At 74.5% G+C, this 13,674-nt stretch carries 13 protein-coding genes; 3 read left to right on the top strand and 10 right to left on the bottom strand.

Going from position 1 to position 13,674, the window contains the following annotated elements; genetic code table 11:
• Positions 1–2: 2 nt before the first annotated feature.
• The 7 genes from ACXNSR_RS04435 to ACXNSR_RS04405 all read right to left on the bottom strand — a co-directional run bounded on the left by ACXNSR_RS04435 (position 3) and on the right by ACXNSR_RS04405 (position 9,766).
• Positions 3–1,187, bottom strand: coding sequence for a LuxE/PaaK family acyltransferase (locus tag ACXNSR_RS04435; RefSeq protein ID WP_458640824.1), 1,185 nt, complete (start codon positions 1,185–1,187; stop codon positions 3–5).
• Complete coding sequence (locus ACXNSR_RS04430) at positions 1,184–2,329, bottom strand: GNAT family N-acetyltransferase (RefSeq protein WP_458640823.1); 1,146 nt, start codon at positions 2,327–2,329, stop codon at positions 1,184–1,186. The genes ACXNSR_RS04435 and ACXNSR_RS04430 overlap by 4 nt, the downstream gene beginning before the upstream one ends.
• Positions 2,326–3,660, bottom strand: a complete 1,335-nt coding sequence (locus ACXNSR_RS04425) for an MFS transporter (RefSeq protein ID WP_458640822.1) — start codon at positions 3,658–3,660, stop codon at positions 2,326–2,328. Before ACXNSR_RS04425 ends, ACXNSR_RS04430 begins: the two co-directional genes overlap by 4 nt.
• Complete coding sequence (locus tag ACXNSR_RS04420) at positions 3,657–4,919, bottom strand: phenylacetate--CoA ligase family protein (protein ID WP_458640821.1); 1,263 nt, start codon at positions 4,917–4,919, stop codon at positions 3,657–3,659. Before ACXNSR_RS04420 ends, ACXNSR_RS04425 begins: the two co-directional genes overlap by 4 nt.
• A gap of 259 nt (positions 4,920–5,178) precedes the next feature.
• Positions 5,179–7,848, bottom strand: coding sequence for a DUF7824 domain-containing protein (locus ACXNSR_RS04415; protein WP_458640820.1), 2,670 nt, complete (start codon positions 7,846–7,848; stop codon positions 5,179–5,181).
• Positions 7,845–9,269, bottom strand: coding sequence for an SWIM zinc finger family protein (locus ACXNSR_RS04410; RefSeq protein WP_458640819.1), 1,425 nt, complete (start codon positions 9,267–9,269; stop codon positions 7,845–7,847). The genes ACXNSR_RS04415 and ACXNSR_RS04410 overlap by 4 nt, the downstream gene beginning before the upstream one ends.
• Before the next feature lie 71 nt (positions 9,270–9,340).
• Positions 9,341–9,766 carry a DUF3224 domain-containing protein gene (locus tag ACXNSR_RS04405; RefSeq protein ID WP_458640818.1) on the bottom strand — a complete coding sequence of 142 codons (426 nt, stop codon included), beginning with the start codon at positions 9,764–9,766 and terminating at the stop codon, positions 9,341–9,343.
• A 101-nt stretch (positions 9,767–9,867) separates the two neighbouring features.
• Here ACXNSR_RS04405 and ACXNSR_RS04400 point away from each other — a divergent pair, with 101 nt between their 5' ends.
• Complete coding sequence (locus ACXNSR_RS04400; protein ID WP_458640817.1) at positions 9,868–10,839, top strand: helix-turn-helix transcriptional regulator; 972 nt, start codon at positions 9,868–9,870, stop codon at positions 10,837–10,839.
• An 86-nt stretch (positions 10,840–10,925) separates the two neighbouring features.
• Positions 10,926–11,396, top strand: coding sequence for a GNAT family N-acetyltransferase (locus ACXNSR_RS04395; protein ID WP_458640816.1), 471 nt, complete (start codon positions 10,926–10,928; stop codon positions 11,394–11,396).
• On the opposite strand, the gene ACXNSR_RS04390 is transcribed toward ACXNSR_RS04395, so the two are convergent.
• Complete coding sequence (locus tag ACXNSR_RS04390; protein WP_458640815.1) at positions 11,383–11,865, bottom strand: hypothetical protein; 483 nt, start codon at positions 11,863–11,865, stop codon at positions 11,383–11,385. The two genes, ACXNSR_RS04395 and ACXNSR_RS04390, sit on opposite strands and share 14 nt — an antisense overlap.
• Before the next feature lie 97 nt (positions 11,866–11,962).
• Between ACXNSR_RS04390 and ACXNSR_RS04385 the strand changes: the two genes are divergently transcribed.
• Entirely contained in the window at positions 11,963–12,259 is a 297-nt protein-coding gene (locus ACXNSR_RS04385; protein ID WP_458640814.1) for a hypothetical protein, read from the top strand.
• A 34-nt stretch (positions 12,260–12,293) separates the two neighbouring features.
• Here ACXNSR_RS04385 and ACXNSR_RS04380 read toward each other — a convergent pair whose 3' ends face one another.
• Complete coding sequence (locus tag ACXNSR_RS04380; protein ID WP_458643564.1) at positions 12,294–13,136, bottom strand: MerR family transcriptional regulator; 843 nt, start codon at positions 13,134–13,136, stop codon at positions 12,294–12,296.
• Between the two features lie 68 nt (positions 13,137–13,204).
• The gene (locus ACXNSR_RS04375; protein ID WP_458640813.1) at positions 13,205–13,666 is read right to left on the bottom strand and encodes a hypothetical protein; all 462 of its coding nucleotides are present in this window, start codon (positions 13,664–13,666) and stop codon (positions 13,205–13,207) included.
• Positions 13,667–13,674 lie beyond the last annotated feature (8 nt).

Here is a 13,674-nt window from a genome sequence, read left to right as displayed (position 1 = left end):
GGTCACACCATTCCCTTCATCAGTTCCGCTGCGGCCACCGCGCAGCTGCGATTGCGGCTCACCCCGGCACGGCCGTGGACGGTGAACCAGGGGGTCTCCAGCTCGCACCCGCACGCGCTGCCGGGCTGGAGGGAGGCGAGGTCGCCCATGACCACGCTCTGCGCCGGTACCGAGGTGATGTACGGAGACACGAGGTGCAGGTAGCCCCGCTCCCCGTGGGGCAGCGGTTCGAGCGTGCGGGTGGAGCGGATCGTCACCCGCGACCAGACGGGGGCGTGCAGCCGGTGGTGGTCGCACTCGATGTACGGGATGCAGTGCTCGACCGACCCGAAGGTGTCCCGGATCCGCTCACCCGGGATGCCGAGCTGCTCGGTGACGCGCGCGTACAGCTCCTCCTTCTCGACGCGCCGGTCGGCGTGTCCCTTCCAGCCTCCGCCGAGGACGACCAGGGAGCCCTCGGGCAGGCGCAGCGGAGGCAGCCCCATGGCCCGCATCCGCTCCAGGGTGAAGAAGAGGAAGGCCGGGAAGCCGAGGATGCGGACCGGGGCGTCCTCCCGCTCGAAGCGGCGCAGCGCGGCGATGCAGCCGAAGGGGTCGAACTCGTGGTCGCCGCCGGTGTTGCGCAGCGCGTACGCGACGCTGCGCACGGGGGCGAAGTCGCACAGGTAGTTGTCGGTGAAGGCGGTCCCCAGGTTCAGCGAGGGGGCCGGCTCATAGCTGTAGAGGAGGTAGTTGACCTCCTGGTCGGGGGTGATCCAGCCGTTGCGCTCGAAGATCCGGGCGACCATGCGCTGGGCGGAGCGGATCGTCCACTCGTCGAAGAACATCTGCGACTTCTGGCCGGTGGTACCGGAGGAGGTCAGGTGCAGTTCGACGTCCTCGCGGGGGATGGAGAGCACCTCGTGCCGCTTGAAGAAGTTCGCGTGGACCAGCGGCGTACGGTACGGCTCGGCCGGGGGAGTGGCTTCGTACAGGGAGCGGAAGAACGCGGAGCGCTCGGTGTGCCAGGCGTTGGTCTCCGCCATGGCGGCGGCGAACAGTTCGTCCTGCGCGGGTCCGAAGGCGTACGGATCGGTGAGGTCGCACAGTTCCTGTACGTGCGGCAGCAGGGCCGGGTCGGGTACGGAGACGGGCGCGAGATGCGGGTTCGTGGGGCTGGTAGGGCTGGTAGGGCTGGTGGGGCTCATGGGGCAACCTCGGATGAAGTGGGCAGGTGTGCCGACGCCCAGGCCGACACGTAGCAGTCCAGATACGGCTGGAGGGGTGGTTCGACGGCGACGCCGCGGAAGTCGATCCGCTCACTGGAACGGGACAGGACGGCGTAGTCGTGGAAGCCGTCGCCGTCGGCGCGCATGGCCGGGTAGAGGGCCCCGGCGACGAACCCCTGGGCGAGGAAGGCCGCGAGGGCCTCGTGGTGGGCGAGCGGCACCAGGGCCTCGACGTAGCCGGCGCCCGCGCGGGCCAGGGCCCGGGTGACGGGTTCGAGGTGTGCCGCCGCGGCGGCCGGGTCGGGGTGGGCCGTCAGCAGGCAGCCGTATCCGCCGGCGCGGTTGAGGTAGGCGTAGACCTCGAACCGGCCGTCCTCGGGGGTGAGCAGCACGTTCGGGGTGTGCAGCGGATAGAACCAGCCCCCGGCGCCCGGGAACCGCTCGCGGAAGCGGCGGCGGACAAAGGCCGGTGCCTCGATCACCTCCAGCCGTTCGACGGCCGCGTGCGGAGCGGGCGCCGGGAGCGGGCCGGCGGCCGCCCTGACCCCGGGATAGCCGATGCCGAGCGCCGACCCGGCCGTGCGCAGCAACGGCAGCATCGGGGCCGGTACTTCGGTGACGGGGATCCGGCGGTCGAGCACTCCGGCGGCGTGACGCGCGTAGAGTGCGAGGCTTTCGCGGCTGCTGAGATCCACCGCGTTGGGCAGGATGCCCAGTGGCCGGAAGCCGTTGCGGGCGACGACGCGCTGCGGACCGGCGCTGACGGTGCGTACGGTCGCGTACACCGAGTCCAGGCGGCCCGTGTCCAGCATCCCGGCGCACAGGGCCTCGGTCAGGGCGGCGGCCAGGCCCGCCGAGCGGTGCTCGGGGTGCACGGCGATGCCCTCCAGGCGGCCGGTGCGGCTGCCCGCCTCGCCGTGGATGGCGGCGGACGCGGTCAGGGCCCCGGTGCCGGCGCAGCGGGTGACGAGCCACAGGGAGTGCGGGTCGGCGATGAGCCGGGCCATCTCGGCCGGGTCGGTGCCGAGGGCCACGGGGTAGTGCGGGCCGTAGACGGCGTAGTAGAGCTGGCGAAGTTCGGCGATGTCCGCGCGGACGGCCGGGGTGATCACGGGGCTCATCGCTCTCCTCCCGAGGGTTCCGCCACGGCCGGGTCCGGCGTACGGGACCCGAGCAGGGCCAGCGCGCAGGCCGCCGGGAGCAGCCCGATGCCCTGGACGAGGCACAGCGTCTGCGGGGAGAGGAAGTCACCGGCGGAGCCGAACACCAGGGACGCCACCGGCAGGGAGGCACCCAGGACGGCCTGCATCACGGCGAAGAAGCCGGGCTTGTCGGCCGTCGGCACCATCCGCTGGAACAGGGCGACGAAGCGCACGCTGACGGCCCCGGCGCACCAGCCGGCCACGGCCAGGCAGCCCGCGACGACCGGGCGCTGCGCGAACAGACCCGGCAGCGCCAGAGCGAGGGCCATCAGGCCCAGGCACCAGGCGCCGGCGACCGTGGGCCGTCCCGGCACGCGGGTGCCGGTGAAGGCGCCGACGAGCGCACCGGTGCCCAGGGAGGCCTCCAGCAGCGCGACGGTACCGCCGCCGCCGAAGAGGACCGACCGGGTGTAGAGGGGGATGACGACGAACACGGCGGCGGTGAACAGGTTCGCCGCGGTGAAGCAGATCAGGATCCGCCGCACGGAGGGCAGTTCGGCGAGGATGCGGCGCAGCGGTCGCCTCCCCGGCGAGGCCGCCGCGCCGTCCGCGCCGACCGTGCTGTCCCCGGCGAGGGTACGGAACCGGGCGCTCGCGACGAGCACGGCGGCGCCGAGGTAGGCGGCCGCACAGCCGGCGGCCAGCCCGGCCACCCCCGCCCGGTCGACGGCCAGGGCGCCGAGCAGCGCTCCCGAGAGGCCGGCCAGGGACTGGGTGGACAGCTCGAAGCCGGTGGCCGTCTCGATGTCGGCATCGTCGACGAGCTCCGGGACCGAGGTGGTCAGACAGGGGTCGAAGAACGCCTGGCAGGTGGCCAGGGCGAGACCGGCGGCGTACACGGTGGCGAGCGGCAGGCCGCCGCCGTACGCCCACAGCGCGAGGGCGGCCGAGCAGGCCCCGGCCACGGCGGCCGCTGTGCGCAGCACCGAGCGGTGTGCGATGCGGGCTACGGCGCCGGCCACGACGGGCGCCAGCGCGACGGCGGGCAGGGTGCAGACCGCCATGAACAACCCCGAGGCCAGCCCCCGGGCCCCGGGCACGGCGTAGGCGACGATCCACCAGGACACGCCGACCTGGAACATGCGCACAGCGGCCTGGGTGAGGACCTGCCCGAGCCATACGGCGCCGAAGGCCCGGTTGCGCAGGACCAGCGGAGCGCGCCGGCGGTCGGCGCCGGTCCCCGGCTGCGGCCCGGTCAACGTCTCCGTGCCGGCCGTGCCGGCCGTGTCGGTCGTGGATGGGGCGGTCATGCGGTCGGCCTCTCGTCGAGGACACGGACTAGCTTGCCCGAGCGCGGGTTGACGGCGAGGTCGCGGTGGCGCGCCCACTCCACGGACAGCGGGTGCACGAACCCGGCCCGCACACTGTCCGGATACAGCGGCCGCACGGTCTCCAGCTCCGTGACGACGGCCTCGGCCAGTGCCTCGCGGCCGTCCTCACCGGGGGCCGTCGCCAGCCGCAGGACGAGCCCGTCGCGGCCGTCCCAGCGGCGGACGACGAGCTGCATGCCGACCACGCGGCCCTCGGTGTCCGCCGCGGCCACGGCGTCCTGGGCGTCCTGCGTGTAGAGGGAGACGGGGCCCACGCGCACGCCCTCCTCGGCGCGTCCGAGGATCCTGAAGTGACCGGGGCCGGTGCCGGTCCACTCGGCCCGGTCGCCGGCGGGGTAGCGGATGATCGGCATGAGGCGGCGGAAGAGGCTGGTGACGACGACCCGGCCGGGCCGCCCCGGTTCGGTGATGGGTTCACCGGTGGAGTCGTCGAGGATCTCGACGACGGCGTACGGGGCGAAGGCCCGGTGCACCCGGGCGTCCGGGCCGGGCACCGGGCGGCCGAGCAGGCCCGCGTCGACGCTGGCGTATCCGACGGAACGGACCTCGGCGCCGGGGAACGCGGCGGCCAGCAGGCGTCGTTGGTCGTCGAAGAGGGCCTCGCCGCCGAAGAGGAGCAACTCCACCGAACCGAGCCGGACACCGGACGAGACGACCTGCTCGGCGAGCCGGCACAGGGTGGTGGTCGTGCCGGTCAGTACCTGGGCGCCGAGATCGCGCAGCGCGGGGATCGTCGATTCAAGCGGCGCGCCGCCGCCGATGGGCAGGCGGACGTTGTCCACGGGCGCGTGGGCGAGCGAGTCGAGGACGAAGAGGAAACTGGCGTACAGCTCGCCGGCGTAGAAGAGGTCGGCGACGCGGTGCCCCGGGCGCAGACCGGTGTCCACCAGCCCCTCGCCGAAGGCCGTGACGAACGTGCGCCACTCGTCACGGGTGTAGACGGAGAACTTGGGGGACCCGGTGGTTCCGCCGGTCTTGTAGACCGTGGCCTCGCTGAGCGGGCCGGTCAGCACACGGCTGTCGTGCAGGGCGTTGGCCGCCCAGAAGTCCTGCTGGTCGACCACCGGCAGGTCGGCGAGGCGGTCGACGTGCGGTGGCAGGGACGCGTAGAGGTCCCGGTAGTAGGGCGAGTTGTGGCGCGCGAAACGTATGAGGTCCGAGAGCTGCTGGGCGGACATGAGCCTTTGCCTGGATGACGGGAACGGGAACGGGAATCACGGCGCGACGCGGCGAGAGTCGGAACTCGCCTGCGGAGTCGGGCCGGTGTGAACGGGGGACCCCCCGGAGCCCCCGTTTCCCTCTGATGCACACCGAAAACTGACGTGCAGTCACGATGATGGAACATCAGTCCACTCATCGCCAAATTGGCCGCATATTTCCGGACAGTCGGACCGCATTCAACAATTCTTCCGGTGTGCACCCGTTCGGTTGCCCGTCTCAGTCGACCGTCGCGAGAACCTCCTCGCTGCGGCGGAGGGCGGCGCTCAGCCGGGCCGCCTGGGTGACCAGGCGCGACCTGCCGCCCCGGGCGGCGACGGCGGCGAGCCCGGCCGGTTCGGGTGCCGCGGCCCCGCACAGTTCCACGCACTCGGCGGCCGTCGACAGCAGGTCTCCGGCACCGCGGGGATCCACCGTCCCGGTGAGCAGCGCGGGCAGGGAGCACTGCAGCACGGACCAGGTCGTCGCGTACGCGCCCGTCGCGGCGAGGGTGCGCAGCGAGTCGGCGAGCCGGGTGGGTTTGACCGTGCCCAGGGTGATCAGCTCGGCCAGGTCGCATCCGAGCCGGACGGCGTCCAGCTCGCCCCGGGCGGCGAGGGTCAGGAGCGCGTCCACGGCCCTCAGCCGGTCCTCGGGGTGCCGGGAGCCGAGCCCGGTGGCGACCGCCAGGTGCAGGGCCGGGCCGGCCGGTCCGCCGGCAGCGGCGAGCAGGGGCAGCGCGGTGGCCGCCTGGCGTGCCTCGCTGATGGCACCGGCCGTGACGGCCGGGAGGCACCAGGCGGCCAGGGTCTCCCGGTCCTCGGGCAGGACCGCGATCAGCGCCGCGTCGTCGCGGCCGTCCCAGCAGCGGTCGGCCGCCTTGCGGGCCCCCGCCAGTTCGTGGAACGGCTGCGGGAACTCGCGCAGCACGGCCGTCCGCTGCCCGGTGTCCATCACCAGGTGCGCGGGAGTTTCACCACCCCACCGGTGCCACACCGTCGGCGCGGTACGGCGGGTGACGGCCACGGGCCGGCCGGTGTCGCCGAGCCAGGCGGCCAGCCGGTCGCCGGCGGGCGTGCCCAGGGCGGCGGCCTCGGGGGCGACCGCGGTGTCGCGGTGGACCCGCAGCAGGGCCTGGGCGAAGTCCGCGGGCGCGGGCTCCGCGCCGAGGCGGCCGTATTCGACCAGACGGGCGACCAGGACGCGCGGGTCCAGCGAGCCCGTCTCCACGGTGGGCGTGGCGAGCAGGAAGGGCAGCGGCCGGGAGGCGATGCCCCGCGCGGCCTCGACCACACGCGCACGGGTGGCGGCGCCGATCGCGGTGTGGTGGCAGTCGCTGCGCCAGGACGCGAGAGCCGGCTGCGGTGTGCCGGTCGGCGGCGCGTCCAGGACGCACGCGGCCACGTGCTCCAGGCCGGGCAGCTCGTGCGTGTAGTAACGGGACTGCTCGGGGTCGAGCCACCAGCGGTCCGCCAGCGCGGGCCGCAGCGCCTCGGCGAGGGCCGCGCGGTCCCGGTACGCGTGCCGTACCAGCCCGTCCAGGGCGCGCTCGAACTCCTCGACGGTGGCGGTGCGCGCGTTGATGACCGCCGCGACGAGCTCCACGGTCTCCGCGACCGTCTCCGGAGCGGGGGCGAGCGGGGCCGGGACCGGGAGCGGCGGCAGGATCTCCTGGTAGGGGCCGGGTTCCCCGGCGGGAGCGGCGGCCGCTCCGAGGAGCTCCACCGCCCGGGCCCGGTGGACCTGACTCAACAGGTGTGCCCGTTCGGCGAGTTCGGAGCGCAGTCCGGGATCGTCGGTGAGGTGGGCGGCGACCAGCTTCAGCGCCCGCCCCTGGATGTCGGTGTCCGCGTGCCCGAAGGCTTCGGCGAGTTCCGGCAGCAGCTCGGGAGCGGCGGCCGGGTCGCGGGCGAGTTCCTTGCCGATCAGGACGAGCTGTGAGCGGACCAGCTTCTTCTCGGGGCGGAAGAGGACGGCGGCCGACATCTCGGCGAGCCGGCGGGGCGTCAGATGGCCCGCCGCGGCGAGCCGTGCGAGGGTCTGCTGGGCGTTGCCGGCGACGGCGGAAGGGGCGTCGGCGGCCAGCGCGATCCAGTCGGCGGCCCGCTCGCGTTCCTCCTCGACGGTCGGCCGGAGGGCCTCCAGGATCTCCTGGTAGGGCTTCAGCTCGGCGGGCTTGCCGCCGCGCAGCAACCGTGCGGTGCACCCGTCCAGCAGGACGGCGCGGTCCAGGAGCCCCTCGTCGGCCAGGGTGGCCAGCGCGGTCGGCCAGTTGTCGGGGCCGTCCGGTTCCCGGTGCCAGGTGAGGACACCGACCGGTTCGGCGGTCTCGAAGAGCCGCGGGGCGAGGGCGGTGAGGTGCGGGTCGCGGCGCAGGGTGACCACGAGAGGGGAGCGGGACGCGCCCACGGCCGTCGCCCAGCCCTCGACGCAGCCGTCGGTGGTGGGCATCGGACAACCGGCGAGCCGGACGAATTCGCGTATCAGCGGGTAGTCCTGTTCGGCGGTGGCGGACCGGGCGGCCAGCCGGTGGGCGAGGTCGCCGAGCCACTTCGGATCCCGGCCCGACAGTACGTCGAGCAGTGCGGCGACGGGCGGCCGCGGCCGCCAGCGGCGCAGATCGGCGGCGCCGATCCAGGCGGCCGCGGCCGCCGCCCCCGTGATGCAGCCGGCTCCGGCGACCACCAGGGCCGGGTTCGTCCGGTTGCGGTCCTCCCAGCGCTCCCACCGCGAGGAACGCAGTTCGCGGCGCAGCTCCTTCAGCCCGGCGAGCAGCGCCCGGCGCTGTGCCGGTTCCAGGGGCTTCAGGAGACCGGGCAGCTCGGAGGTACGGCCCGCCCGGACGGCTGCGAGGACGTCCTCGGTGATGCTCTCGGTGGCGTTCTCGGTGGCGTTCTGGTCGGGGTTCATCGTGCGGCTCCGGAAGGGGCAGAGGAGAGGGAAGAGGTGGCGGCTGTGGCGGTGGTGGCAGCGGCCCGCAGGGCCATCCGGGTGGCCAGCGCGTGTTTGCAGGGGCCGCGGCGGCCCCGGTGGTCGGCCCACCACTGGCAGGTGCAGCTGAGCGCGCCACCGGACTCGCGCACCTGGTAGCGGCGTTCACCGGAGGCCACCAGGGCGGTGCCGGTCCCGTCCAGGCTGACCGCACCGGCCGCCAGCAGGGCGCGGGCGGCGACCAGCCGCGGGTTGTGCCGCTCGGCGCGGCGGGCGTCGTAGGGGAGTTCGCGGTGGAAGTAGGCGGCTTCGGCGATGTCGTAGCCGACCCGGCCGGCCGTGCCGAGACGGGTCAGGGCCGCCCGTACGCGCTCCACCGGGAGCCCCGACTGGTCCGCCAGATCCGCCGGATCGATGCGCGGCTCCCAGGCGAGGAGCACGGAGATCAGCTCGGCGTCCCCGGCCGCCTCGTCGGTGGCCAGGGCCTCCAGGACCCCGCCCTCGCCGGAGAACCCGCGGGAGGCCTCGGGGGAGAGGGTGAGCGTGAGCCGCATTCCGGGCAGGGTGACTTCCCAGGCGGAGGCGGTGGGTTCCGCCCCGGCCGGTGCGGGACCGTACACGCGCAGGCCCGTGGCGTGCCGCAGTACCCGCTGGAGGGCGGCGAGGCGTTCGGGACCGGGCAGACAGACCGCGCCGGGCACCGGCCGGGTGGTGGGGCGCAGCGTGCGGCCGGCGGGAACCACCCACAGGGTGCCGCTCGCGGCGCCGCCGCCCGCCGCGGCACGGGGCAGGGAGCGGAGGAAGCGCGCCGCCTCGGCGGCGGTCAGTTCGGCCCGCAGGTCGAAGCCGGTGGTGACGGCCTGGGACTCGGCGAAACCGCGCAGCCAGCGCTCCGGCAGCGGAACCTTCTTCTCCACGACCGGCCCGTCGAGCGTCGTCACCGCCATTTCGTCGGGGCCGACCCGCAGGTGCAGCGGGTCGTCCCCGCTCAGCCGGGACAACGCCTCGCGCAGCGGGTTGTTGACGTCCACGTTGGTGGTGCCGTGTCCGGTGTCGGCGCCCCGCAGGCCGTCCGGCAGTACGTCGAGCCGGGCGTACACCCCGCAGCACCCCGAGAAGGACTCGAAGCGCAGCCGGTCGCCGTTGCCCGTGACGACCGGGTCGAGCGAGGCGCGCAAGGTGCGCTGGTAGTAGCGTGCCGCGGCCACGTCCGCGACGGCGAGCAGGGCCCGCGCGGCAGCCTGAGGGGCACTCAGGAACCCGGCGAAGAACTGGGGATGGGCGTCGGCCCCGGCCGGGGTCAGACCACCAGCCGTCTCCAGGTCGAGGGCCCGACCCTCCCCGGAGGCGGTCAGCGAGGAAGGGCGTGCGTAGGCGAAGGTATGTGCGGTCCGCGTCATGTTCCAGACGCTAGAGGGACCCACTGACAACGCCGGCGCCACCGGCTCGGGGACCGGCGGCGCCGGGTCCCTCAGCGGGACGCGCTGTCGCCCAGGTCGTAGGTGAAGGTGTACGCGACGGAGGTGTCGCCGTGGTGGTGGGTGAAGCCTCCGGAGCCCGTCAGTCCGGCGAGGTCCCCGGTGCCGGAGCCGGGGACCACCTCGAACCGGCAGACCGTGCCGCCGGCGTCGAAGGTACCCCGCTCCTCCAGCACGAAACTGCCCTTGCGGCCGTCGAGGCTGCCGGAGACCAGCTCCATGCCGCTGTACGAGCCGACGTTCTCCCCGGTGTACGCGATCGTGTAGTCGCATGCGGTCCCGGCTGCCGAGATCCCGCCGGTGAAGGCGTTGTTGACATGGGCGTGGGTGAGCCTCGGGACGGTGTCCGGGGTGCCGACGGGGCTCTCCTCCCAGTTCGCGAAGGTGAAGCTGCCGCCGGTCTCTACGGGCGTGGGCATAGCGGTCCTCTCGGCCGGCCGGACGGTCTCTCCGCCCGGCGTTCCCCCAGGCTGGCAGCCGTACCTGACACCTTCTGTCAGGTACGGGCGACAATGACGCCATGCGCGCCGACCGGCTTCTCTCCCTGCTCCTGCTGCTGCAGAACCGCGGCCGGGCGACCGCCCCCGAACTCGCCGCCGAGCTCGAGGTGTCGGTGCGCACGATCCACCGCGACATCGACGCCCTCGGCGCCTCCGGCGTCCCCGTCCTCGCCGACCGCGGCCCGGCCGGCGGCTACCGGCTGGCCGACGGCTATCGCACGCGCCTCACCGGCCTCACCGACGCCCAGGCCGGCTCGCTCTTTCTGGCCGGTGCCCCCGGACCCGCACAGGAGCTCGGCCTCGGCGCCGATCTGGCCGCCGCCCAGCTCAAACTCCAGGCCGCCCTGCCGGCCGCACTCGCCGCGCGGGCCCGCCGGATCCAGGACCGCTTCCACCTCGACGCGCCCGCCTGGTTCCGGGAAGCCGACCCCGTTCCGCATCTCGCACGGATCGCGCAGGCCGTCTGGGACCAGCACGTGCTGCGCACCCACTACCGCCGCTGGCGCGGCGAGGTACGGCGCGAGCTCCGTCCGCTAGGCCTCGTCCTCAAGAGCGGCATCTGGTACCTCGTCGCCGATGTTGCCGATGCCGACGGCGCCGTACGGACCTACCGGGTCTCCCGGTTCCTGGCGGTGGACACCGCGGCCGAGCGCTTCGAACGGCCCGCCGGATTCGAACTGGCCGCGTACTGGCAGGAGTCCACCGGCCGCCTGAACGCCGCGCTCCACCAGCAGACCGCCGAACTGCGGCTCTCCCCGCGCGGACAGCTCCTGCTGCCCATGCAGTTCGGGGCGGCCGGCACCCGGGCGCTCGCCGAAGCCGGCCCGCCCGACGCGGACGGCTGGGTCCGGCTGCGCATCGCCGTCGAGTCCCCGGCCGTCGCCGTCGGAGACCTGCTGCGCCTGGGCACGGAGGCCGAGGTGCTCGGCCCGCCCGAACTGCGCCGGGCCCTCGCCGAGACGGTGACCGCGCTGGCCGGACGCTACGCGTGACGCGGGCCCCGGCCGCCCCGCGCTCCTCGTAGGGTGGCCGTCGGGATCGAACACCGGGGGAGAACCGGGGGAGAAGGAGAGCGCACGTGGAGATCGAGCTGCGCGAGACGAACGACGAGGACCTGGCCGTCTTCTGGGAGCAGCTGACGCACCCGGGCCTCCAGCAGATGGCGGCGATCACCAGGAAGTACCACTACGACCGGGGCCACTTCGACACGCACTGGGCGAAGGTGCGCAACGACCCCGCCGTGCTCCTGCGCACCGTGCTGGCCGACCGGGTCGTGGTCGGTCACGCCGCCGTGTTCGGGCCCCCCGAGGAGCGCGAGGTGACGTACGTGATCGGCCCCGAGCACTGGGGCCGGGGCATCGCCACCCGGGCGCTGGCCGAACTGATCCGGCTGGAGGACACCCGGCCCCTGCACGCCGGGGCGGTGGCCGATAACACCGGCTCGATCCGGGTGCTGGAGAAGTGCGGGTTCACCGTGACCGGCCGCACCCGCGACTTCGCCATGGCCCGCGGCCAGGAGGTGGACGTCGTCCTGCTCACCCTCGGCTGAGCGCGCCCCCGCCCGGCCCGTCCGGGGGCTCGACCTCCAGGAAGCGGCGCCGCCGGGGGCCCCGGTACAGCAGGCACACCCAGCCCAGCGGCTCCAGCACGGCCGCGCAGGCCGTCAGCCGCTCCTGCTCCTCACCGGCCGCGCCGCCGCCCGCCGGACCCAGCCAGGTCACCTCCGCCCGCCCGGGTTCCGCTCCGGCCGCCACGCGGTAGCCCGTCCGCGTACGCCTCCCCTGCGCGTCCAGCGCCGACGGCGTGATCCCGGCCGCCTCCAGTACGAGGGCCACCGCGCGCGGCAGCTGCCGTACCTCCCACGGCGCGGGAACCGCCGTGCCCGCCGGGCCGTTCACCAGGCGGCGGATCTGCAGCAGCCCCTCGTACGCGGTGCGCAGCTCCGCCGCACGCCCGACGGGCTCGGCCTCCGGTCCGTCGCCGGTCGCGGGCTCGAAACCCTGCCCGGCTGCCGCCATCACCCACCACCCGTCCCACCCGTCTGAGTACCTCACACCCAACGGCCTGAGTATCCACCCCGATTCCCCGACGGCGTGCCGCCGGTCGAATGGGGACATGACTTCAGACGCCCCGAGCGGCCGGGCCGCCCACCCGCGCATGCAGCACGTGACCACCGCCGGTACGGCCCTGGCCGTGGCCCTGGTCCCGCTCGTGGTCGGCGTCCTGTTCGCCAAGGCGATGGCCGCCGACCCGATGACCCCGGTCAACGCCCTGATCGCGGGCGGCGGCCAGCGGGCCGCGCTGCCCCGGGGCGAGTGGAAGCGGCGCGGCCACGACACCGTGCGCCGGCTGCGCACGGCCCGGCGCGACACGGCCCGGCGGTGCGCACGTGCCTGCGGACGCCGCCCCTGAGGGGCCCCGGCTCATCTGGGGTGCGGTGGAGGTGTCAGGACGTGGCGGCCAGCGGCTCCTGGAGTTCGGTCACCCACTGGTCCGGGTCCTCCGGGCAGGCCAGCGTCAGCTCGCGCGCGTACCCGGCCGAGCGGTGCCCGTGCTCGTCGATCCACCGCGCCAGGGCCTGCGACGTCGGCAGCACGCCGTCCATCGAGCCGCGGTGCACCACCGTCGCGGCCCGTTCCACCGCCGGCAGCGTGACGATCCGTACCTCACCCCCGAGGTCCTCGGCACGGACCGAGGCCGCCACCGGCAGTCCGGCGTGGACGAGGACCGCCGCCGTGGAGTCCGCGGCGGGCACGTCCTCGTAGTAGGCGGTACCGGGGCCGGCCGGGACGACTCCGGCCGCCTCGAACCGGCGGCACAGCTCTTCGTAGAGCGGCCCGATGACCGGGCCGATGTCCTGCGGTTCGTAACTTCCGGCCGTGCCGGTCAGCTCGGCGAGCCGGACGGGCGGAAGGCTCTTCACGACGATGTCGTCGGCGGGCATGGTTCCCTCGTTCTCGATGGTCCGGAGCCTCGCCTCGACCTGGACCAGCCGGGCCGCCGCGGCGGCCATGGCGGTCTCCAGCTCGGCCTGCCGCAGCCGCAGCATGCCGCGCAGCTCCTCCGCTCCCAACCGCTCGCCGAGGATCGTCCCCACCTGTTCGAGCGAGAAGCCGAGTTCCTTGAGCGCGATGATCCGGTTGAGGCGGGCGAGCTGGCCGGCCTCGTAGGACCGGTAGCCGGTGAAGGGGTCGACACGTGCCGGGCGCAGCAGTCCGAGGGCGTCGTAGTGACGCAGCATGCGGACCGAGACGCGGCCGTGCTTGGCGAAGTCTCCGATGGTGAACATGACGCTCTCCACTACAAGGTCTGACACAGGGGGAGGGTCAAGCGTCGCACCGGAGACCTGCGCGGTCGTCAGCGGCCGTACTGCCGAAGGCACAGGTCGACGATGGAGGGCGGTACCGCGCCCTCCGCGGCCGCGCACAGCTGGTCCAGGCGGGGCGGCGGGGCCGGCCGCCGCCGCGGATGGGCCGGTGCCGGTCCGGGCACCCGCTTGCGCCGGGGCGGCGGCGCCGCCTTGGCGGCCCGCTCGCGCGAGGGCTTCGGTTCCGGGGCCGACTTCGGGGCCGGCCTCGGCTCCGCGCCGTCCGCGCCGTCCCCGCCGTTCGGGTCCCGGGCCGTGTCCGGAGCGGGCGGGGCGGTCCCGGGCAGGGCCCCCAGCGGCAGGGCCAGGGGCGTCGAGCCCCCGGGCGCCCCGGCCGACGGCGCGGATCCCCGTACGGGAGCAGGAGCCGGATCCTGCGACCCGACGGAGACGCAGCCCGTGCTCGCGAGGAGCACGACGAGGGAGAGGGGCACGGCCCGGCGTAACTGCATCCGACCAC

The organism is Streptomyces sp. NC-S4, from assembly GCF_054353315.1.
The sequence above is the reverse complement of the archived record's forward strand: the minus strand, read 5'-3'. Positions and strand labels throughout refer to the sequence as shown.